General features: G+C 60.7%; 16 protein-coding genes. All 16 read right to left on the bottom strand.

The features are described 5' to 3' along the window. Positions 1 to 80 precede the first annotated feature (80 nt). Positions 81 to 1349 carry an MFS transporter gene (locus IPP03_01345; GenBank protein MBL0351404.1) on the bottom strand — a complete coding sequence of 423 codons (1269 nt, stop codon included), beginning with the start codon at positions 1347 to 1349 and terminating at the stop codon, positions 81 to 83. A gap of 157 nt (positions 1350 to 1506) precedes the next feature. Further along, complete coding sequence (locus IPP03_01340; GenBank protein ID MBL0351403.1) at positions 1507 to 2772, bottom strand: HD domain-containing protein; 1266 nt, start codon at positions 2770 to 2772, stop codon at positions 1507 to 1509. A 5-nt stretch (positions 2773 to 2777) separates the two neighbouring features. Continuing rightward, positions 2778 to 3893 carry an AFG1 family ATPase gene (locus IPP03_01335; GenBank protein MBL0351402.1) on the bottom strand — a complete coding sequence of 372 codons (1116 nt, stop codon included), beginning with the start codon at positions 3891 to 3893 and terminating at the stop codon, positions 2778 to 2780. Positions 3894 to 3908: 15 nt separating this feature from the next. Continuing rightward, positions 3909 to 5852 carry a histidine kinase gene (locus tag IPP03_01330; GenBank protein ID MBL0351401.1) on the bottom strand — a complete coding sequence of 648 codons (1944 nt, stop codon included), beginning with the start codon at positions 5850 to 5852 and terminating at the stop codon, positions 3909 to 3911. 99 nt (positions 5853 to 5951) lie between these two features. Next, positions 5952 to 7052, bottom strand: coding sequence for an ABC transporter substrate-binding protein (locus IPP03_01325; GenBank protein MBL0351400.1), 1101 nt, complete (start codon positions 7050 to 7052; stop codon positions 5952 to 5954). A gap of 6 nt (positions 7053 to 7058) precedes the next feature. Next, positions 7059 to 9290: an EAL domain-containing protein gene (locus IPP03_01320; GenBank protein MBL0351399.1), complete on the bottom strand. Its 2232-nt coding sequence runs from the start codon at positions 9288 to 9290 to the stop codon at positions 7059 to 7061. A 125-nt stretch (positions 9291 to 9415) separates the two neighbouring features. Further along, the gene (gene lpdA / locus IPP03_01315) at positions 9416 to 10840 is read right to left on the bottom strand and encodes a dihydrolipoyl dehydrogenase (GenBank protein ID MBL0351398.1); all 1425 of its coding nucleotides are present in this window, start codon (positions 10838 to 10840) and stop codon (positions 9416 to 9418) included. A gap of 125 nt (positions 10841 to 10965) precedes the next feature. Then, entirely contained in the window at positions 10966 to 12195 is a 1230-nt protein-coding gene (odhB, locus tag IPP03_01310; protein MBL0351397.1) for a 2-oxoglutarate dehydrogenase complex dihydrolipoyllysine-residue succinyltransferase, read from the bottom strand. Between the two features lie 24 nt (positions 12196 to 12219). Further along, a complete protein-coding gene (locus IPP03_01305) occupies positions 12220 to 15057 on the bottom strand; it encodes a 2-oxoglutarate dehydrogenase E1 component (GenBank protein ID MBL0351396.1) in 2838 nt (945 codons plus the stop codon). 105 nt (positions 15058 to 15162) lie between these two features. After that, complete coding sequence (gene gltA, locus IPP03_01300) at positions 15163 to 16461, bottom strand: citrate (Si)-synthase (GenBank protein ID MBL0351395.1); 1299 nt, start codon at positions 16459 to 16461, stop codon at positions 15163 to 15165. 80 nt (positions 16462 to 16541) lie between these two features. Beyond that, positions 16542 to 16784, bottom strand: a complete 243-nt coding sequence (locus IPP03_01295; protein MBL0351394.1) for a succinate dehydrogenase assembly factor 2 — start codon at positions 16782 to 16784, stop codon at positions 16542 to 16544. Beyond that, positions 16784 to 17494: a succinate dehydrogenase iron-sulfur subunit gene (locus IPP03_01290; GenBank protein MBL0351393.1), complete on the bottom strand. Its 711-nt coding sequence runs from the start codon at positions 17492 to 17494 to the stop codon at positions 16784 to 16786. The genes IPP03_01295 and IPP03_01290 overlap by 1 nt, the downstream gene beginning before the upstream one ends. A gap of 12 nt (positions 17495 to 17506) precedes the next feature. Continuing rightward, entirely contained in the window at positions 17507 to 19294 is a 1788-nt protein-coding gene (gene sdhA, locus IPP03_01285) for a succinate dehydrogenase flavoprotein subunit (GenBank protein MBL0351392.1), read from the bottom strand. A gap of 2 nt (positions 19295 to 19296) precedes the next feature. Further along, the gene (sdhD, locus tag IPP03_01280; protein MBL0351391.1) at positions 19297 to 19644 is read right to left on the bottom strand and encodes a succinate dehydrogenase, hydrophobic membrane anchor protein; all 348 of its coding nucleotides are present in this window, start codon (positions 19642 to 19644) and stop codon (positions 19297 to 19299) included. Continuing rightward, a complete protein-coding gene (gene sdhC / locus IPP03_01275; protein MBL0351390.1) occupies positions 19641 to 20027 on the bottom strand; it encodes a succinate dehydrogenase, cytochrome b556 subunit in 387 nt (128 codons plus the stop codon). Before sdhC ends, sdhD begins: the two co-directional genes overlap by 4 nt. Before the next feature lie 136 nt (positions 20028 to 20163). After that, entirely contained in the window at positions 20164 to 20919 is a 756-nt protein-coding gene (locus tag IPP03_01270; protein ID MBL0351389.1) for a GntR family transcriptional regulator, read from the bottom strand. Between the last annotated feature and the right edge of the window lie 157 nt (positions 20920 to 21076).

The following is a 21076-nucleotide window of genomic DNA, read 5'->3' as shown; positions in this document are numbered from 1 at the left end:
GAAAGCTGCCGGCCGGGAGCGCGAACGCGGGTACATTCGGTTGAAGCAACATCCTCGCCTCTCCATACCCGATCGCGCAATCAGATCCTGGCATCCGCGCTTTCCAGCTCTACCAGACCGCACAGAAGCGGCGTCAGCGCAGTCAGTCCGAGCGCCCCAGCCACGACGAACAGCGTCACGTAGCCGACCGCCATGGCCAATACCCCGCTCGCCGCCCCGACCATGCCGGCGAGCAGGACCTGGGCGCTGGCTTGCAGAGTGAAGTCGCCACCTTCGTGCTCGGAGCGGCATTTCTGCATCATGACCGCGAACAGGGCAACGGTGGACATGCCGTCGGCGATTTGCTCGCCGACGGCGACCACATAGACCAAGCCAGTGTCGCCTCCGCCATTTACGAGCGAGGCCATCGACGCGATGCCCGCGGCCTGCAGGCTGCCGAAGAGCAGCAACGAGCGCCGGGCGCCCAGCCGAGCGTAGAGCAAGCCGCCGAGGGCGGCACCGCCGATGCCGGCAATGCTGCTGATCAGGGTCAACTCGCCAAGAGCGGTGTTGGTCCAGCCCTGATCCACGAGCATCGGCTTGATCATCGGCGAGCCCAGGGCATCACCAAGCTTGAAAGTCAGGACCACCGCCAGCCAGGTGAGCATGCCCGGCTGCGCCAGCAGGCCATGGTAATGGGTCAGCAGCAGGCGTGGTCCGCGGACGCTCTCGGCTGCAATTGCCCGATGCGGAATCCACTGCAGTTCGGCGAAACGCCAGATTGGAACGGTACACCACAGCAGCAACAGCGTGATCAAGGCGAGACCAAGATTCCAGCCAAGCTGGTCAATGACGATCAGCAGGCCGCTGCCGCTGATGATCATGCCGACCTTGTAGCCGCCGACCTGCAGGCTGTTGCCGAGACCGCGCCCGCGCTCGGACAACAGGCGCACGGTGAGGCCGTCGGTGGCGATGTCCTGGGTCGAGGCAGCCATGTTGATGACCAGGATCACGAAGAGCAGCAACGGCAAGTGAACCGTGAACAAGGTCGTCGGATTGATCAGGGCGAGGCTGGCGACACAGAGGATGACGATTGTCTGCAGCGGCAGTATCCAGCCGCGATGATGGCCGAGGCGTTCCGAGGCGATACGGTCCACCCAGGGCGCCCACAGCACCTTGAGCATCCACGGCAGCGCAAGCAGCTTGAGGACGCCGATCACCGCGAGGTCGACGCCGTGCTGACGCAGCAGCACCGGTAGCGAATGGGCGATCAGACCCGATGGCAGTCCCTGCGCGCAATAGAGGCTGGCGAGCAGAACCAGCGTTGACCTGGTAGGACGGTCGGCGACATCGCCGGATCCTTGCCACATCACCGATGCAGCGTTCGTACCAACTTCAGGATTTGCCGATATTTGGCGGTCGACCGCGACAGCATGGCCCGGCATCCGTAATTCCCGACAAGCGATGACGCGACGCACGAGAGTGAGCGCTCTGGAAGCGGCCGCTTGCTCCCGCCGTCGTCGCCAGTCAGCAACGCTGGCGACACAGGGCGATCCGGTGGCAATTGTCCAGATCGGCTTCGATTACTGCGACCACGGCCGCATCGGCCTGGCCCTGAGCGGCGCGCTTCTTGAGGACCGCCAGGATTTCCGCGGGCGCCAGCGGACGCCGATAGGGACGATCCTGGGCCAGTGCCTGAAAGACGTCGGCGACATTGATGATGCGTGCCTCAAGCGGCAACGCGTCACCGCCGATATGGAAGGGGTAGCCATGACCATCCGGGGTTTCATGATGCCAGGAAGCCCAGCGCGAAATTTCCTCGATGGCATGGAGGCGCTTCAGCACCTGCCGCGTAGCGTAGCTGTGGCTCTTCATGATGTCGAACTCGTGCGCCGTGAGGGTGCTCCGGCCCTCGATGATCTCGTCGGGGATCTGCAGCTTGCCGATGTCGTGCAAGAGGCCGGCGACCCCGATCTTTGCGCAGGTGATCGCGTCGAAACCCATCTTTTCGGCAAGATGCCGCGAAAGTTGCGAAACGCCGCGCGAGTGCTGCTCGGTATAGGGCGACTTGGCGTCGATGATGCGTGCAAGTATGTCGGCACAGCGTTCGAGATCGGCCCAGCCGATGACGCGCAGCTCACCATGGGATTCCATTTCCGCCTGGTACTGGTGCACCGAATCGGGCTGCAATGCCAGCCAGAACGCCTCACCTTCCGACAACGCGAGAAAGGCATCGATGAGTTCGGGAGCGAAGAGCCGCCCGCGTTCGGCCGCCAACCGCATCCTGATCTCCGCGACATGCGACAGCGTGCTCTGATCGGCATGGAACGGAGCCGCCAGGACATCGATGCGATCGGCGAGAAAGATCAGGTTGGCGAACAACGCCGTCTCTGGTGCCAGCGCAGTCTCCCGCTGCAGCGTTTCCCAGCGCGTATGATGGTAGCGGATGATCGGCGCCAGGATCGCCAGTGGCGCAAAATCATTCAGCAGATCTGCGCCGCGGATGCAATGCGCCTCGGCCCCCGACCATTCGAGATCGGCCACCAGGCAACGATGTACACGGGTCGACGAAACGCCGCAGTCATGGAGCAGGCCGGCGTCGTAGAGCAGCAGTTGCGCCTTCTCGTCGAGCCCGAGTTGGCCCCCCAGTTCGCGCGCCAGCATGCCGACCCGGCGACCATGCAGCAGGTCATCGACGCCGACGAGGTCGACGGCATTGGCGATCGTCATCACCAGTTGACGCAGGTCGATGGCCAGGTCTTGCGGGACGGTCGGGACGGTCGGGGCGTTCATGATGCTCAGCTCGCGATGTGCGGCAACGCAAGATACACGCGGGAGTGCATCTCGGTCAGCCGACTGACCGTGCGGGCAAATTCTCCGGCTTGCGTGCCTTCGGTGTACAGCGCGTCCGCCGCGCAATCGGCCGTGGCGATCAGCTTGACCTTATGATCGTAGAAGACATCGACCAGCCAGGTAAAGCGGCGCGCTTCGGACGCCTGATGCCGGTTCATCTGCGGAACATGCGAGAGCAACACGGTATGGTAGCCACGGGCGATCTCCAGATAATCATTCTGCGAGCGCGGCCCTCCGCATAGTGTCCTGAATTCGAACCAGATCACGCCATGCCCGCGGCGAACCGTGTCGATGTCGCGCCCGAGCACTTCGATACTGCCGCCCTTCTTGCCGTCCTCGCCGGCAACCATGCGGAAATAGTCGAGCATCTTCCTTTCCGCAGCCGCATCGGCGGGATGATGGTAGATCTCGACATTATCGAGTGCCCGCAAGCGGTAGTCGATTCCGGCCTCGACCTCCAGCACATCGAGATGACGCTTGAGGAGAGCAATGGTCGGCAAGAAATTCTCCCGCTGCAGGCCGTTCGGGTAGAGCCGGTCGGGCTGATAGTTCGACGTCATGACCAGGATGACGCCCTTGGCGAACAGGCCGTCGAGCAGGCGACCGAGAATCATCGCGTCGGCGATGTCGGAGACGTGAAACTCGTCGAAGCACAGCAGTCGTAGCTCGTCGGCGATCTGGTCGGCAATCCTGAGCATCGGGTCGGGTCCACCCTTGTAGCGATCGAGATCGCGGTGGATCTGCTGCATGAAGGCGTGAAAGTGGATGCGTTTCTTGCGGCGGTAGGGAACCGCGTCATAGAAGCAATCCATCAGGAAGCTCTTGCCACGCCCGACGCCACCCCAGAAATACAGCCCCTTGGGTGGCATCGGCGGTGTCAGCAGGCGCTTGAACGTGCTGCCACGGTCGACCTTGAATGCGAGCAGATTTCCATAAAGCGCCTGCAACGCGCTGGCGGCGGCGATCTGGGCGGCGTCGGCAACGTAGCCACGGGTCTTGAGCAGGGCTTCGTAGGCATCGAACATGCCCCGGGCGGAGACTTTGAGTTTTCTGTGCGGCATTGGACGCGTGATGTTTCAGTCGGTGGGACGCTGGCTCGGGGCGACAACAGGCAGGATTATACGGAAACGCGTACCCCGGTCGGGCTTGCTGTCGACCGAGATGCTGCCACCGAGCACCCCGGTCACGGTGTTCCAGACGATATGCAGGCCCAGACCGTTACCGCCCCGCCCCAGCTTGCTGGTCACAAACGGGTCGAAGATCCGGCCCAGCATGCCCGGCGCGATACCCATGCCGTCGTCGGCCACTTCAAGGCACACTCGCCCATCGCCCTGGCGCTCCGCCGTAATGTCCACCTGGCCGCTGGTTCTTCCCTCGAAGCCATGGAGCAGTGCATTGGTCAGCAGGTTGGTCAGCACCTGCCCGAGCGGTCCAGGATAGCTGTCCATCATCAGTTCTCCGGGAATCTGGCAGCGTAGTTTGAACGATGTGCGCTTGAAGGTGGGTTGCAGGGTCAAGAGAATTTCGTCAACTACTTCGGAAAGCACGAACTGGCGGCGTTGCGCACTGGCCTGGTCGATCGCCACCTGCTTGAAACTGGCGAGCAGTTCGTTCGCCCGCTCTAGATTGCGCACCGCAATTTCACTGCCGCGTTCGACGCGATCGACAAACGCCTCCAGTGACGGCCGCCACAGGCCGCTCTCCATCCGTCGACGAAACTCGCAGACGTGATCATAGACTGTCGATACGGCCATCACGCCGTTGCCGATCGGCGTATTCAGTTCGTGTGCAACTCCGCCGACCAGGTTACCGAGAGCGGCCAGCTTTTCGCTGCGCACCAGTTCGCCCTGGGCCATCTTGAGCGTTTCCATAGCTGCCGACAGTTCGCGGTTGGCACGTGCCAGATCGGCGGTACGTTGTTCTACCCGACTCTCGAGCTCGACATTGAGGCTCTGCAAGGTCTGCAGCGTCTGTACCAGACGCTCCTCACTCTGTTCCAGTTCCGCCTGACGTTGCCGGATTGCCTCAGCCATCGACTCCATGTCGGTCGCCAACTGGTTGAATTCCTGGATGGGCCCGCGCGTGACCCGGCGTCCGAACTTGCCGCGGCTCAGCGCGCGGGTCTGGGCAATGAGGTCGGTCAGAGCCTTAGTCATCGGTGACGCCCAGAAAGGCGCCAGACCGATGGACAGCAACAGGGATGCCGCAAATCCGACAAGAACCACCAGGAAGAGAACCCGGACGCGCGGATTGTTGTGGCCGGCCGGGTTGGCGACCATAAAGGTCCACTCAAGCTTGTTCGAGCGGACAATCCCCGTCTCGTAGGGGGCACCGGAAATACTCATCTCCCGGATGTCACCTTCCGGTTTGAAGGAGGCCAAGTGCAGGTCGGCGGCCCAGTTACGCAGGCGGTCGCCTTCCGCCACATTCTCTCCCACGACGTACTCGCCGGCACGATCGACCACCATAACCGGATAGTCGAGCCGTTCCGCATTGTTCCGGATGGCATTATGGGCCGTATTCGGAGCCAGTTCGCCGAGCAGTACCTTGCTGGCAAAGGGTATTGCCAACCCGACGGTGCCTTCACCATTGAGTGGCGACAGGTAACGGTCGCTCCAGACGCGCCGGCCCAGATCACGGGCCGAGGAAAAAAGCGGATTGCGCGAAAGATCGGCCCCGAGCAGATTCTGCCGGCTATTCCGCGGGCTTTCCGGCGCTGCAGCATAGGCGACCCGCCCATTCTCGCCAACCAGGTAGATCGCCTTGAAACCACCTTCGGCAACCGCGGCATCAAGGAAGCGTTGAATCTGCGCCGGCGGCATCTCCAGGCTCAGCGCGGTAAGGGCGGCAAGTCGCCCCTCGAGAGCATCGATCATCTGTTCGAAATTGTGCGCCAGATCGATCGCCTCGGTACGCACATGCTGGCGGTCCTGTTCAAGGATGATGGGGACGCGATACGCCAGCACACCAAAACCGACAAGCCCGAACGTGCCCACCGTGGCGATCACGAGAAGAGCCATCAGCGAGCTGCGCAGGCGCCATTCGCCCATGGCGCCCGACGGGTGCGGTGTCCGGGACGGGGACGGGGGCGACTGGCCCGGGCGCCTCAAAGCGGCCCCTCAGCGAACGGTGACGAACCGGCCATCACGCACAACCGCAATACGTGGAACCCGCCGGCTGTCCCCGTGGCGATCGAAGGTCAGGTCGTCCTCGGCTCCAGTGAATGGGCCGCCGGTTTGCAAGACCTCACGCAGCGACTGCTTACCCTGCCGGCGGGCAAGCCCCTCGAGTACGACATGCATGGCATCGTATGCGGCAACACCGGCGAAGCCCGGCTCACGCATGAAGCGCTGAAGGTATGCCTGGCGCAAGCGCAGCAATCCGGGCGCCTTGCTGTCCGGGTCAAAATAGCTGTGGAGGACCATCCCCTCGACAGCATTGCCACCAAGCTCGATCAGGCGTTCGGTGCTCGCCCATTGCGAGGCGAACAGCAGAATCCGCGTGTCGACTTCCCGAACCCTTTGCGCGAAGCGCGCCGCATCGAGCGCGCCGGTGATCAGCAGAATGGCATCGGGCTCCCTGGCAAGCGCACCGCGGACGACGGCCACGATATCGACGTCGGCACCCGACTCGAACGCGATCGGCACGACTTCGCCGCCGCGCCCCTGGAATTCCGCCGTGAAATCGCGCAGCCAGCTTTCGGTATAAGCGCGGTTCTTCGTGTCATAAATCGCCACCACGCGCCGCACCCCGCTCTTCGCGAAGTGATAATCCGCACTCAACTCCGCCTCTTCCTTGGTACTCGACATGATCAGAAAAAGATTGTCGTCGCGCCCGAAAAAATGGCGCGCGGTAACCGTCGGACTGACCAGAACGATATTCGCCTTCTCGGCAATCGGCAGAACAACCTCGGCCACGACGCTGGTCATCGGCCCGACAATGGCCTCGACCCGCGCGCCGATCAGTTCATTGACCGCGGAAGCCGCCTTCTCGGGATTCTGGGCATCGTCGCGAACAATCAGCTCGACCTGGCGGCCGTCGATGCCGCCCGCGCGATTGACCTCCTCGACCGCAATCTGCGCCCCGTTGCGCCCGGCCTCGCCGAGATCGGCAACGCGGCCGCTGAGCCCGCCAAGAAAACCGACACGCACCGGTTCGCGCGGGCCACAACCGCTGACGAAGCCGAGCACCAGCAGGAGAGCGGCTGTCCGTAGTAGCATCTGCGCTCAGGGCTCCCGGCCCCTGAGCCAGTGTAGCAAATCGTCCTGCTCCATCGGTGGCGCGAATACCATTCCTTGACCCTCGTGGCAGCCGAGGCTCCGCAGAGTCTGCAACTGGCGCGGATTTTCGACACCCTCGGCGAGGACACGCATACCTAACTGCTTGCCCAGATGAACCACCATCTCGGCAATCGGCGTACCGGAGTGCCGGTTCCCGAGCGCGGCGACAAAGCTGCGATCGATCTTTAGGCAGTCGGTCGGCAGCCGCGCAAGATAACTGAGGGACGAAAAGCCGGTGCCGAAATCATCGATCGCAATCGACGCCCCGAGCGCCTTGATCGCCCGCATCCGCTCGACGGTCTGAGCCCAGCCGAACAGTGCAACCGACTCGGTTAGTTCGAGTTCCAGGAAGCGCGCATCGATCGCCGCTTCCGCAACGGCCGCGCGGACCATGCGCAAAAACGTGTGGTGGCGAAACTGGACCGGCGACACGTTGACCGCCATGCGCAGGGGATAGCCATGATCGGCTAGTTCGCGCTGGGCGTCCAGCGCCATGCGCAACACCCAGGCGCCGAGGTCGACAATCAGCCCCGACTGCTCGGCCACCGGAATGAACTGGTCGAGTGGAACCGCCTCACCCGTCCCGCTGCGCCAGCGGACCAGCGCTTCGATGCCGCGGATGGTGTCCGAAGCGAGGTCGAACTGCGGCTGGTAGACGACAAAAAGCTGGTGGTTGTCGAGCGCGGCACGCAAGTCATGCAGGAGGTGCACCCGCTGCCGGGTGAGAATGCCCACCTCAGCGGTGTAATAGGCATCGTTCCCTGGGCCGGCAAGCTTGGCGCGCTTGAGCGCGATCGCCGCGTTGCGCAACAACTCGGCACCACGGTCATCAGCCTCGGCGCCGCTCGCGAAGCCGATCGAGAAAGAGATCGTGTACGGCCCCGCTTCATTTTCGAAGGGATCGAACAGGATGCTGCGCAGGCTGGTTGGATTGACGATGTCCCGACTGCCATAGACGCCGAATATGTCGCCACCGACGCGCGCGAGGTGTACCTCGTCCGGTAACGCGGCACGCAGCCGTGCCGCCACCGCCTGCAATTGGCGGTCGCCGAAGAGGTAACCAAAGGCATCAATGGTTTCCGAAAACTCGTCAATATCGATCAGCCCGAGGACCCGGTCCTGCGATTGCGAAACTCTCCCCAGGCCATCAATTGTCTCGATCTGCGCAACCCGGTTCGGCAACCGGGTCAGGTCGTCGACGTAGGCCGTAGTGCGTAGCCGCTCAACGAGGCAAACATTCTCGCTACAAATCGCAACATTGGAACAGAAAACGTCGAGTAGATGACTCTCGATAGCCGGGAGTGCTGTGGTCGACTCAATATAAACGACGAAATCGCCTCCCTGTCGTCCGGATAAATACAGCGCCAGCGAATGCCCGTTGTGCTGAGTGCGACGTTCGCGCAGACAGCTTTCGACAACCTCTACAACCCGCGGATCAGGCAGCGCGGCGAGCGGCTTGTTCGCCGTCAGCAGGTAACGCCCGGTTGCCGCAAGGATCATGGGCTGCCCCGCCGCCGCGTTTCCCGCACCAACCGGATCGCTCTCGCAGCGGCGGCAGAAAATGCCGTCGGCAGGCACCCCGAGCAGGGCGGCCAACTGGGCGATGACCGCGGAAGCGAAGACCGACAGCCCCTGTTTGGCATTGAAACTGCCAGCTCCCACGATGATGAGTTCAAGTCCACGACGACTCGCTTCCAGCCGCCGGATCTGTTCGAAGGAGCGAATCGCCGCCGTGATCGTCGTGAACAACTTGCCGCGTGTCAGCTCGGTCTTGGTCTTGTAGTCGTTGATATCGAGATTGGCGATCGCCTCGAGTTCCGGCGCATAACCGGGCTGACCGGTGCGCAGTATGATGCGCAGGGCGCTGAGGCAGAGTTCGTTACGGATGCGCTCGACAGCCCTGAGCCCCGCATCCTCGCCCTCCATCACCACATCGAGCAGCACGACGGCCACATCGCGGCGCTGCTCGAGGATCCGGATTGCCTCGTCGGCGCTGAACGCATGCAGGAACTCGAGTGGCCGACCGATAACCCGAAGATCGCCGAGAGCGAATTCGGTCGCGTGGTGAACATCTTCATCATCATCGACGATGAGCAGGGTCCAGCATTTTTCCCGGACGCGCGCTGTTCCCGCGTCAAGCGGGTCGTCGACAACTGCCAGGGAATCATGGATATGCATTTGGCAATCTTGATTGGCGATCGGTACTATAAAGAACGAAGTATGGCCTCAAGTTCACCAAAAAAAAAGAGCCCCGAAGGGCTCTCGTTTGCAACCTTGGCCGGAACCAGAGCCGGCTAGGCATTTCAAAAGTGCAGAGGCCGCTTGTCGCAGGCCAGTGCCGCTTCGTGCACTGCTTCCGACAGCGTCGGGTGGGCATGGCAGATGCGCGCCAGATCCTCGGACGCGCCACCGAATTCCATCGCCACGACGGCCTCGGCGATCAGCTCGGAAGCGTTGGTGCCAATGATGTGCACCCCCAGAATGCGGTCGGTCCGCGCGCAAGCCAGCATCTTGACGAAGCCTGAGGGGTCGCCCATGCCCAGCGCCCGGCCGTTGGCCAGGAACGGGATCTTGCCGACCTTGTAGGCAATGCCTTCGGCCTTGAGCTGCTGCTCGCTCTTGCCGACCCAAGCGATCTCCGGGGCGGTGTAGATGACCCAGGGAATGGTGTCGAAGTTGCAGTGACCGGCCTGGCCCGCCATCAACTCGGCGATCATGACGCCCTCGTCCATCGCCTTGTGCGCCAGCATCGGCCCGCGAACGACGTCGCCGATGGCCCAGACACCTGGCAAATTCGTCTTGCAATGGCAGTCGACCGCAACAAAGCCGCGCTCGTCGAGTCGCAGGCCGACCGCTTCGGCACTCAGCCCATCGGTGTTTGGAATACGGCCGATGGAGACGACCAGGCGGTCAGCATCGAGTTTTCGGGGCTGGCCATCCTTGTCGTCGTAGTCGATCGAAACGCCCTTCTTGGTCACCCGGACGTCGCCAATCTTGATGCCAGTCTCGATGCCGAGGCCCTGCTTGGCGAACAGCTTGGCCGCCTCCTTTGCCACGTCCTGGTCAGCCACGGCGAGAAAGTCGGGCATCGCTTCGAGGATAGTCACTTCAGACCCCAGACGGCGCCAGACCGAACCCATTTCCAGACCGATGACCCCGGCGCCGATGATGGCCAGCTTCTTGGGCACTGACTCCTGATCGAGGGCACCTTCGTTGTCCATGACGATCTTGTTGTCGACTGGCAGGTTCGGTAGATGCCGAGCCTTGGAACCGGTGGCAACGATCACCTGTTTGGCGAGCACTTCGTCGGCACCAACCTTGACCTTCCACAGGTCACCTTCCTTGCCAACAAAGGAGCCGTGACCGGCCAGGAAGGTCACCTTGTTCTTGCGGAACAGGCCCTTGATGCCCGAGGTCAGCTGGTTGACGACGGCATCCTTGCGGCTTTTCATCACCGGCACATCGATAATCGGTGGAGCAACCTTGATGCCCTGCCCGGCGAAACTGTGGCCAGCCTCATCGAAGAGATGCGAGGTATGCAGCAGTGCCTTCGACGGAATGCAGCCAACGTTCAGGCAGGTGCCGCCGAGACGCGGTTCACCCTTGGGGTCAGCGTAGGGATTCGATTCGCAGCAGGCGGTCGAGAAGCCGAGCTGGGCGGCACGAATGGCGGCAACATAACCGCCGGGGCCACCGCCGATGACGAGAACGTCAAAAGATTTGGACATGTTTTCGTTCCTTGATCCAGTCGATACCGTCCGGCCTTGCCGGACATAAATGAAAAAGGGATCCGGGAGGCGGGAGAGGGCAACGTCGTGCCCGGTCCCTTGCCCGGATCCCCGAAAACGATCGCTCAAACGCCGAGCAGCAGGCGGGACGGATCCTCCAGCGCTTCCTTCATGCTCACCAGACCGAGGACAGCCTCGCGGCCATCGATGATCCGGTGGTCGTAGGACATGGCGAGATAGTTCATCGGACGCACGACCACCTGGCCGTTCTCCACCATGGCGCGGTCCTTGGTTGCATGGATGCCGAGGATCGCGGATTGCGGCGGGTTGATGATCGGCGTCGACATCATGGAACCAAAAATGCCACCGTTGGAAATGGAGAAGGTGCCACCGGTCAGGTCTTCGATGGACAGCTTGCCATCCTTGGCCTTGGCGCCGAATTCGGCGATCTTCTTCTCGATCTCGGCGATGGTCATCTGATCGGCATTGCGAATGATTGGCACTACCAGACCACGTGGCGAGCCGACGGCAATGCCGATGTCGATGTAGCCATGGTAGACTATGTCATTGCCATCGACCGAAGCGTTGATGGCCGGGAACTTCTGCAGGGCGGCACAGACGGCCTTGACGAAGAAGCCCATGAAGCCGAGGCGCACACCGTGCGCCTTCTCGAACTTCTCGGCGTACTGCTTGCGCAGGAGCACGATCGGTCCCATGTTCACTTCGTTGAACGTGGTCAGGATTGCGTTGCTCGCCTGCGACTGCAACAGACGTTCGGCGATCCTGGCTCGCAGGCGCGACATCGGTACCCGCTGTTCGGTGCGCGGACCGATGTCAACACCGGTCGCGGGTAACGGCAGAGCTACGGCAACAGCAGCAGGTGCGGCGACTGGACCCGCCGGCGCGGCGGCCTTGGGCTGGGCAGCCACTGCATCTTCCTTGGTAATCCGCCCGCCACGACCCGAACCGGCGACTGCGGTGGTGGCAATTCCCTTTTCGTCGAGGATCTTGCGCGCGGCTGGACTCGCCGTACCCGCGGACGCAGCCGTAGCGGGCGTCGGCGCGTCAGCGGCGGCCTTCGGCGTCTCGGGTGCCGGCACGACGGCACCCGCCTTCGCTTCAGTGTCGATACGGGCGATCAGTTCACCGGAAACAACCGTTTCGCCGTCGGCCTTGATGATTTCAACCAGAATACCGGCATTGGGGGAAGGAACCTCGAGAACGACCTTGTCGGTTTCGATGTCGATCAGGATCTCGTCGCGCGCGACGGAATCGCCGATATTCTTCTTCCACGAGGCCAGCGTGCCATCGGCAACCGACTCGGAGAGCTGGGGAACTTGGACTTCAATGATCATAATGACTCCACTCTGCTGTAGTTATCAGTATTCGATCGCGCCAAGGGCGGATTCGACCAGTGCCTTCTGTTGTTCGTTATGCTTGGCGAGGTATCCGACTGCCGGCGAAGACGATGCCGGGCGCGCTACCAGCAGCATCCTCTGCTTGGTCCCAAGCTGGGTTTCGAGGTGGTGACGCGATGCGATCCAGTACCATGCGCCCTGGTTGCGCGGCTCTTCCTGGCACCAGACGATTTCGGTCGCCTTCGGGTACTTGGCCAGTTCCTTCTCCAGATGTTCCTTCGGGAAGGGATAGAGTTGCTCGACGCGGACGATGGCTATGTTCGTGATGTTCCTCTCGCGACGGGCAGCGAGCAGGTCGAAATAGACCTTACCGGAGCACAGGATGACGCGGCTGACTTTCTTGACATCGACCTTGTCGACTTCGCCGATCACGGTCTGGAACGAGCCATTGGCCAGATCCGCGAGTGACGAACTCGCATTCTTGTGACGCAGCAGCGACTTGGGCGACATGACGATCAGTGGCTTGCGCTGCATGCGCAGCGCCTGCCGACGTAGCAAGTGGAAAATCTGCGCCGCCGTGGTCGGCACGCATACTTCCATGTTCATTTCGGCGCATAGTTGCATGTAGCGCTCGAGGCGCGCCGAAGAGTGCTCCGGACCCTGACCTTCGTAACCGTGTGGCAGCAGCATGACCAGACTGCAGGCGCGGCCCCACTTGGCTTCACCGGATGCGATGAACTGGTCGATAACGACCTGCGCGCCGTTGGCAAAGTCGCCGAACTGAGCCTCCCAGATGACAAGCCCGTACGGATTTGACGAGGCATAGCCGTAGTCGAAGGCGAGCACGGCTTCTTCGGACAGAACCGAGTCGTAGCAATGAAAGCCCGCCTGCTTTTCCTGCAGGTTCTTGAGCGGCAAATACGTTCCATCAGCCCAGTTCTCGCGATTCTGATCGTGGAATGCGGCGTGGCGGTGGAAGAAGGTTCCGCGACCGACGTCCTCGCCGGAAATGCGCACCGCGTGCCCTGAAACCAGTAGCGAGGCGTAAGCCAGATTCTCGGCCATGCCCCAATCGACTGGCAACTTACCTTCGCCCATCGCCGCGCGGTCCTCGACGACCTTCTTGACTCGTGAATGCAGCGTGAAGCCCTCGGGGAAGGTTGTCAGGCGTTCGGAAAGACGCGCCAGTTCGCTGGCCGGAACGCTGGTATCGCAGTTCTCGACATAGTTCTTGACCAGGAACGGGGTCCAGTCGATCACGTTCGGATGCAAGTAGCCGGCCAGAACCGGGTTGTAGAGTAGTTCGCCCTTGTCCAGGTGCTCGCGGTATTGTGCGATCATCTGGTCGGGGCCGTCTGCCGGCAATACACCCTCGCTGATCAGCTTGTCGCCGTAGAGCTTGCGTGTACCGGGATGCTTGGCGACGATCTTGTACATGAGCGGCTGAGTGACCATCGGCTCGTCCTGCTCGTTGTGACCGAGCTTGCGGAAGCAGACGATGTCAATCACGACGTCCTTCTTGAACTCCTGCCGGAATTCGATGGCCAACTGGGTGACCAGCGCGACCGCCTCCGGGTCGTCGCCGTTGACGTGGAAGATCGGCGCATCGGCCATCTTGAAGATGTCTGTGCAGTAGTGACCGGAACGGTAGTCGCGCGGATCACTGGTGGTGAAGCCGATCTGGTTGTTGACCACGATGTGCAATGTGCCGCCCGTGCCGTAACCGCGAGTCTGCGCAAAATTCAGCATTTCCTGATTGACGCCCTGCCCCGCCACCGCCGAATCGCCATGGACGAGAATCGAAAGGATCTTGGCCTTGCCTTCCTCGCCACGGCGAACCTGGCGCGCGTAAACCGAGCCCGCAACCACCGGATTGACGATTTCGAGGTGCGACGGATTGAACGATAGTGTCAGGTGACAGGGACCTCCCGGGGTGGAGACGTCGGACGAAAATCCCATGTGGTACTTGACGTCGCCGGCCGACAGATCGCTCTTCTTCTTGCCTTCGAACTCAGCGAACAGCATCGAAGGCGCCTTGCCCAGCGTATTGACCAGAACGTTCAGGCGGCCACGGTGCGCCATGCCGATGACGACTTCGTCGATGCCCAGCTTGCCGCCGGCACGAATCGCTTCGTCCATGGAAACGATCAGCGATTCACCGCCTTCGAGCGAGAAGCGCTTCTGACCAACGTACTTGGTGTGCAGGTAGCGTTCCAGCGTCTCTGCCGCGGTCAACCGTTCAAGAAGGCGCTTTTTCTGGTCGGCGTCGTAGCTGGGACGTGAGCGGATGGTTTCAAGGCGATCCTGCAACCAGCCCTTCTCGTTGTAGTCGGACATATACATGTACTCGACACCGATCGTGCCGCAGTAGGTCTGCTTCAGCGTTTCGACGATGTCGCCTAGCTTGGCCGTTTCCGGCAGTCCCTTCAGCGAACCGACGTTAAAACTCTGGTTAAGATCGACATCGGCAAAGCCGTAAAAAGACAGGTCCAGTTCAAGGATTTTCGGTCGCGCCAAGCGCTTCAGCGGGTCCAGATCGGCCCAGCGTGCGCCCATCGAACGGTATGCCGTGACCAGTTTGCCAACAGCGGACTGCTTCTTGTTGTCGGAAGCTGGCGCGACGGCGAGCGGACGGAATCCACCGTCCTTGCCCAGTTCGGCAAAGGCCGCGATGACGGGCGCATGCGCGACGTCGCGGGCCACATGACCCGGCATCTGTACCAGACGATCGAAATAGTCACGCCATTCGTCCGGAACGGAGGTCGGATCGTCGAGATAGTTCTCGTAAAGCTCCTCGACAAAAGGCGCGTTGCCACCAAAGAACATCGTGCTGTCGAATAGCTGGTTCATCTTAGTCATAGGCCATTCCCCTAAGGATGTTTCATTTCTCTGTGGCGCCGCTTGCCTGTCCACAAAGTACAACTGTCAAAAAAGGCAGCCGCATGGCCACCCTTCCTCATTCATTCAGCCACGCTGGGCCAGCGGCACGACGTCGCGCTTGGCGGCGCCGATGTAGAGTTGGCGCGGGCGACCGATCTTGTATTCGGGATCGGTGATCATTTCTTCCCATTGTGTCATCCAGCCAACGGTGCGCGCCAGCGCGAAGATGCAGGTAAACATCTCGGTCGGGATGCCGATCGCCTTCTGGACGATGCCGGAGTAGAAGTCGACGTTCGGGTAGAGCTTCTTCTCGACGAAGTAGTCGTCCTCCAGGGCGATCCTTTCCAGTTCCATGGCCAGTTTGAAAAGACGATCGTTCTGCAGGCCGAGTTCGCTCAGCACGTCGCCGCAGACCTTGCGCATCAGCTTGGCGCGCGGATCGAAGTTCTTGTAAACACGGTGCCCGAAGCCCATCAGCTTGAACGAGTCGTTCTTGTCCTTGGCGCGCTTGATGTATTCGCCGACGTGGGAAACGTCGCCGATTTCTTCCAGCATTTGCAGGCAGGCCTCGTTGGCACCGCCGTGGGCCGGGCCCCACAGGCAGGCGATGCCGGCGGCGATGCAGGCGAACGGGTTGGCGCCGGAGGATCCGGCCAGACGCACCGTCGAGGTCGAGGCGTTCTGCTCGTGATCGGCATGCAGCGTGAAGATGGTGTCCAGCGCGTTGACCAGGACCGGGTTCGCCTTGTACTTCTCGCACGGGGAACCGAACATCAGGCGCATGAAGTTGGCGGTGTAGTCCAGATCGTTGTCTGGATACATGAACGGCGCACCAGTGTTGTACTTGTAGGCCATCGCGACGATGGTCGGCAGCTTGGCGACGAGGCGGTTGAAGCTGATGTTGCGATGTTCGACGTCGGAGTAGTCCATCGCTTCGTGGTAGAAGGCGGACAGCGCCCCGACCACGCCAACCATGACTGCCATCGGGTGAGCGTCACGACGAAAACCACTGTAAAAACGGGATAACTGGTCATGCACCATAGTGTGTTGCTTGATGGTATTTTCAAAAGTTGTCTTCTGAGCCTGGTTCGGCAACTCACCATTCTTCAGTAGATAGGCGACTTCCAGGAAATTGCAGTTCTCGGCCAGTTGTTCGATCGGGTAGCCACGGTAAAGCAACTGACCGACGTCGCCATCGATGAAGGTGATCCGCGACTTGCAACTGGCGGTGGACATGAACCCCGAATCGTAGGTAAATAGACCGGTCCTGGCTCCCAGCGTCCGGATATCGATGCAGTCGTTGCCATGAGTCGGGCTCATGATCGGAAAGTTGACGGGCGCTTGTCCGTCAATCGTCAAAGTTGCCTTGCGTTCGGTCGTCATGGTGTCATCCCTCAACAGGTTTTGGTTATCACTGCATTACAAAAAAGGTCAACATTCGGACGTTAGAATGCCAACCTTACTTAACTCTTACGCAACATGGCCACAATCGGCGCCAGACGCGGATCGGGGCAATCCGACTGCCCGCTTATGAGATACCAGAGGTCATGGTCCTCCATGTCTGCAAGTTCCACGAATGCCTGTTGTTGCTCTTCACTCAGTTCCCTGAATTGCTCATCGAGGAAGCGGGTCAGCGCGATATCGACTTCCAGCAAGCCACGGCGAATACAGCGCCAGCGCAGACGTTCGTAGTCCTCTCTCTCCATCACACTGCGCGACGGACCATCATGTCCTTGATCTTGCCGATTGCCTTGGTCGGATTCAGACCCTTCGGGCAAACGTCAACGCAGTTCATGATGGAGTGGCAACGGAACAGGCGATACGGGTCTTCAAGATTATCGAGACGCTCGCTGGTTGCCTGGTCGCGTGTATCGGCAAGAAAGCGGTAGGCGTTGAGCAGACCGGCCGGGCCGACGAACTTGTCCGGGTTCCACCAGAACGAAGGGCAAGCCGTTGAGCAGCAGGCACACAGGATGCACTCGTAGAGGCCGTTGAGTTCTTCACGATCTTCCGGCGACTGCAGACGCTCGCGCTCGGGCGGCGGATCGTTGTTGATCAGGTAGGGCTTGATGGAGTGGTACTGCTTGAAAAACTGGGTCATGTCGACGATCAGGTCGCGAATGACGGGCAGGCCGGGCAGCGGACGCAGCACGACGGGCTGTTTGAGTTCGTCGATATCGGTCAGGCAGGCAAGACCGTTGCGGCCGTTGATGTTCATCGCGTCGGAGCCGCAAATCCCCTCACGGCAAGAGCGACGATACGAGATAGCATCGTCCTTGGCCTTGAGTTTGGTCAGCGCATCCAGCAACTTGCGATCGGTCGGCTCAAGGTCAACCGAGATGCTCTGCATGTAAGGCGCATCGTCCTTGTCCGGATCGTAGCGGTAGATGCTGAACTGAATGGTACGTTTGCTCATGCTGGACTCCGATTAGTACGAGCGCGTCTTGAGCGCAATGGCTTCGACGGACAGGGGCTTCATATTGACCGGCTTATAGACGATCTTGTTGCCTCCCTGCGAGAAGAACAAAGTGTGCTTGTGCCATTCCGCGTCATTACGGCCGTTCGGGAACTCCGGAGTATCCGGTGCATCGTCTCGGACGTGCGCGCCTCGGGATTCCTTGCGCGCTTCGGCGGAGATCATCGTCGCCTTGGCCACCTCGATCAGGTTTTCCAGTTCGAGAGCTTCGACCCGCGCGGTGTTCCATGCTTGGGACTTGTCTTTAATCTCCAGTTCGTTCGCCGCTTTCTCGATTTCGAGAATATTCTTGACACCTTTCTTGAGCATTTCGCTGAAACGGAATACGCCGGCATGGTCCTGCATGCAACGGCGCATGGCGAGACTAGTCTCGTACACGCTGGCCCCTCCCTTGCGACTATCGAGCGCGCTGATACGGCCCAGCGACTTGTCGGCGGCCCCCTTGGGCAGATCACGGTGGGCCTTGCCGCTGTTCAGATCCTGCACGGCGGAATCGCCTGCCGATTTGCCAAAGACCAGCAGGTCGAGCAGCGAATTGGTGCCCAGACGGTTGGCGCCGTGCACCGAGGCACAACCGCACTCACCTGCCGCATAGAAACCCGGTACCACGGCGGAAAGATCGTGACCCTGAGGAGCAATGACCCGACCTGTAAAGTTTGTCGGGATACCACCCATCTGATAGTGGGCGGTCGGAACGACCGGCAACGGCTCTTTGATGCAATCCACGCCAGCGAACTGAATGCCAATTTCACGAATGCCCGGCAGGCGCTTCATGATGGTGGCGGGGTCGAGGTGGGTGATATCGAGGAGAATGTAATCCTTGTTCAGACCACAACCACGACCTTCCTTTATTTCGGTCGCCATTGCGCGCGATACGACGTCACGCGAAGCCAGATCCTTGGCATTCGGCGCGTAGCGTTCCATGAAGCGTTCGTTGCTGCTGTTGCGCAGGATGCCACCTTCGCCACGCACGCCTTCGGTAATCAGCACGCCGGCACCGGCGACGCCAGTCGGGTGGAACTGCCAGAACTCCATGTCTTCGAGCGGAATGCCGGCGCGTGCCGCCATGCCCAAGCCGTCGCCGGTATTGATGAAGGCATTGGTCGACGAGTAGAAGATGCGGCCAGCACCCCCCGTGGCGAAAATGGTGGCGCGAGCGTGAAAAATCACCACCTGGCCGGTTTCCATCTCCATGGCAGTAACACCGAGGACATGACCTTCTTCGTCGCGGATCAGGTCCAGCGCCATCCATTCGACGAAGAAATGCGTGTTGGCCTTGACGTTGCGCTGATAGAGCGCATGCAGCATCGCATGGCCGGTACGGTCAGCGGCAGCGCAGGAACGGCGCACCGGCTTTTCGCCGAAATTGGACATGTGGCCGCCGAATGGCCGCTGATAGATCTTACCGTCGTCGGTACGGTCAAAGGGCATGCCGTAGTGCTCGAGTTCGACCACGACTTCATTGGCTGCCTTGCACATGAATTCAATCGAATCCTGGTCGCCAAGCCAGTCGGAACCCTTAACGGTGTCGTACATGTGCCAGTGCCAGTGATCTTCCTCGGAGTTGCCGAGCGAGGCGGCGACACCACCCTGCGCTGCCACAGTATGCGAACGGGTCGGGAAAACTTTGGAAAGTACGGCGGTCTTAAGGCCGGCTTCGGACAACTGAATTGCGGAGCGCAGACCGGCACCGCCGGCGCCGACGATCACCGCGTCAAATTTGAGAACAGGGATACTCACGCTTACAACCTCCAGAGAATCGCAGCAGCCCACGCGGTGTAACCCACCAGCAAGGTCGCGGTCAGCACATGCAGCGTCAGACGCAAGCCAGTCGGCTTGACATAGTCCATCCAGATGTCACGCACGCCAATCCAGGCGTGGTAGAAGAGACTGACGAAGAACAGGAAGGTCAGAAACTTGATCACGCCATTGGCGAAAACTCCCTGCCAGGCTTCGAAGGTGCCAGGGCGGACAACAAGTAAAAGCAATGCGATCAGTATAGAGTACACTGCCATGATGACGGCTGTCGCGCGCTGGATAATCCAGTCATTAATGCCGTAATGGGCTCCGACAACGATACGACTGATCACAGTAGCACCCCCCACAGGATCAGGGTCAGCAGAATACTGACCGCCAGCACCACGGCCGCAGACCGGCGGCCCGGCTCTTTCTCGACGCCGATATGGAGGTCGAGCAGCAGAAAACGGATTCCGGCGCAGAAGTGATGGACGAAGGCCCAGAGCAGGCCAGCCAGGACAACTTTCACGGGCAGCATCCCGGCAATAGACTTGAACGCAGCAAAGCTTTCAGGCGAGTTCAGACTGGCGGAAAAAAGCCAGAGCAGCACCGGAATACAGATGAACAGTCCGGCACCGCTCACGCGATGGAGGATCGACACCTTGCCCGCTAGCGGCAACTGGATCGTGGTCAAGTCCAAGTTCTTTGGACGTTTCTTGATGGTCATTTCTGCCATGAACGTCATCCCTCGCGAAAAGTTGCGGTTTTTCCGCTATTACGTGGTTTGGAAAGAGTCGTGATTATACATTCAAAATGCGGCGAAACATGGCAATCGGAGCATCCAGCGCCATTGCACCTGACGCCGATCCGGGTCAGCCGAGATCATTGCGATAGTAGTGCCGGTTGGTGCAATAGAGTCCGCGCCGCCATTCGACCGGCTTGTTGCCGTAGGTGTAGGCAGTCCGTTCGACCAGTAGCAGCGGCGCCCCGGGTTGTACGCCAAGGAGGCTGGCGCTGCAGGGATCGGCAGGCACCGCCCTGAGGTGTTCCTCGGCATGAATCATGCGTACTCCGTAATCGTTTTCGAACAGGCTGTAGAGCGAGCGATCACCTCCGCTGAGACTCTCGAGTGTAAGCCCGGCGAAAAGGTCTGTGACCAGATGGATCTGATCGAAGACCACTGTTTCCCCGTTGAAGCGCAACAAGCGCTCGACATGGATTATGGTTTTGCCGAGCGCTATCCCCAGCGCCGCCGCCGCCTCGGCCGTGGCCTCCCGGACCGAGCACGACAGCGGCACACTGACCGCATGCGCCGGACTGCCATCGTCGGGAACGAGTCGCAGGAAGCGGTAAAAGGAACGCGGATCGTCGTGGCTGGCGACGAAGGTTCCCTTCCCCTGGCGGCGAACCAGCAGATTCTCCGACGCCATCTCGTCGATCGCCTTGCGGACCGTTCCCTGGCTCACATTGAAGCGTGCCGCCAGTTCGCCTTCGCTTGGAATGGCATCGCCCGGGCTCCATTCGCCAGCCTCCAGGCTGCGGATCATGAACTCCTTGATCTGCCTGTAAAGCGGACTGAAAGTCGGTGCGGCAATGCGGAAGGAAGGGCGGGATGTGTCGCGATTCATGACCCCAAAATTTCAGCACATTTCACGCGCACCGTCCACGAATAGTTAGCTTATATAAGACACATGTTGAATTGACAGTCCCGTGCTTAGCTTCTAACATCTTTATTCTGTCGCGCCTGTTCATGAAGGAAAAATTCGATGCAGGCATTCGGGCAGA

Source organism: Candidatus Dechloromonas phosphoritropha (assembly GCA_016722705.1).
In the GTDB taxonomy this organism is placed as follows: Bacteria; Pseudomonadota; Gammaproteobacteria; order Burkholderiales; family Rhodocyclaceae; genus Azonexus; species Azonexus phosphoritrophus.
Note: the sequence above shows the minus strand (reverse complement) of the source record. Positions and strands in the feature narration are given on the sequence as shown.

Excerpts from the sequence above, each read along its gene's own strand:
- IPP03_01345 (MBL0351404.1), bottom strand. The coding sequence starts at position 1,349 with ATGTGGCAAGGATCCGGCGATGTCGCCGACCGTCCTACCAGGTCAACG.
- IPP03_01340 (MBL0351403.1), bottom strand. The coding sequence starts at position 2,772 with ATGAACGCCCCGACCGTCCCGACCGTCCCGCAAGACCTGGCCATCGAC.
- IPP03_01335 (MBL0351402.1), bottom strand. The coding sequence starts at position 3,893 with ATGCCGCACAGAAAACTCAAAGTCTCCGCCCGGGGCATGTTCGATGCC.
- IPP03_01330 (MBL0351401.1), bottom strand. The coding sequence starts at position 5,852 with ATGGCTCTTCTCGTGATCGCCACGGTGGGCACGTTCGGGCTTGTCGGT.
- IPP03_01325 (MBL0351400.1), bottom strand. The coding sequence starts at position 7,052 with ATGCTACTACGGACAGCCGCTCTCCTGCTGGTGCTCGGCTTCGTCAGC.
- IPP03_01320 (MBL0351399.1), bottom strand. The coding sequence starts at position 9,290 with ATGCATATCCATGATTCCCTGGCAGTTGTCGACGACCCGCTTGACGCG.
- lpdA (MBL0351398.1), bottom strand. The coding sequence starts at position 10,840 with ATGTCCAAATCTTTTGACGTTCTCGTCATCGGCGGTGGCCCCGGCGGT.
- odhB (MBL0351397.1), bottom strand. The coding sequence starts at position 12,195 with ATGATCATTGAAGTCCAAGTTCCCCAGCTCTCCGAGTCGGTTGCCGAT.
- IPP03_01305 (MBL0351396.1), bottom strand. The coding sequence starts at position 15,057 with ATGACTAAGATGAACCAGCTATTCGACAGCACGATGTTCTTTGGTGGC.
- gltA (MBL0351395.1), bottom strand. The coding sequence starts at position 16,461 with ATGACGACCGAACGCAAGGCAACTTTGACGATTGACGGACAAGCGCCC.
- IPP03_01295 (MBL0351394.1), bottom strand. The coding sequence starts at position 16,784 with ATGGAGAGAGAGGACTACGAACGTCTGCGCTGGCGCTGTATTCGCCGT.
- IPP03_01290 (MBL0351393.1), bottom strand. The coding sequence starts at position 17,494 with ATGAGCAAACGTACCATTCAGTTCAGCATCTACCGCTACGATCCGGAC.
- sdhC (MBL0351390.1), bottom strand. The coding sequence starts at position 20,027 with ATGGCAGAAATGACCATCAAGAAACGTCCAAAGAACTTGGACTTGACC.
- IPP03_01270 (MBL0351389.1), bottom strand. The coding sequence starts at position 20,919 with ATGAATCGCGACACATCCCGCCCTTCCTTCCGCATTGCCGCACCGACT.